Genomic DNA, 764 nt, shown 5'->3' with positions numbered 1-764 from the left:
CCCTTGCCGCTCGCACGAACGAACAGGACGGTGCAGGCCAGCGGGCGCCAGCCGCAGTCCAGGCATCGCCTGTCGCCGCGCCGGCCCGGCAGACGGTGCCGGTGGTCCTCATCCACGGCTTCGGGGCGGATCGCTCCGTGTGGCGGCAGGTTGTCCCGTTGCTCGGGCCGGGGATCGAGACGATCAGCCTCGACTTGCCCGGCCATGGTACGGAAGCGGCAAGACCTGCAAGCATCATCGAGGAGATCGCCTTCCTCCTCTCCGACCGGCTGGAGGGGATGGGCGTCGGCAATGCCCATCTCGTCGGCCATTCGCTCGGCGGCGCGGCGGCTCTGGCGCTCGCACGACTGGGCCGTTTTACGGTACGCTCTGTCACACTCCTTGCCCCTGGCGGGCTCGGCCCCGAGATCAATGCGGGCTTCCTTGCCGGGCTCGCCCGCGCAACAACCGTCCCGGCGCTTGAGCGATGGCTGGCGGTCATGGTCGGCGACCCCTCGGCCCTGCCGGTCGGTTATGCGCAGGCCGCACTCAGACAGCTGGAAAAGACCGGCAATCGCGACGCGCTCACTGCGATGGCCGAAAGCCTGTTCCCGGACGGCACGCAGGGTTTCGATCTCGCGGGCGCGCTTGGCGAACTCGCCGTCCCGACGCGGCTCATCTGGGGCAGGCTCGATCGCGTCATCCCGGTCGCCCATGCGGCCCGCGCGCCGGGCTTCACTGCCGTTCATCTTCTCGATGGCGTTGGCCATGTACCGCAGATCGAG

General features: G+C 69.4%; 1 protein-coding gene. It reads left to right on the top strand.

The window, feature by feature from the left end; all coding sequences use genetic code 11:
- On the top strand, positions 1-764 hold a 764-nt coding region (locus EN884_RS37605), incomplete at both ends, for an alpha/beta fold hydrolase (RefSeq protein WP_128361210.1).

It is taken from the genome of Mesorhizobium sp. M7A.F.Ca.AU.001.01.1.1 (assembly GCF_004022735.1).
Lineage (GTDB): Bacteria > Pseudomonadota > Alphaproteobacteria > Rhizobiales > Rhizobiaceae > Mesorhizobium > Mesorhizobium ciceri.
This window is presented reverse-complemented; position numbering and strand designations above follow the sequence as displayed.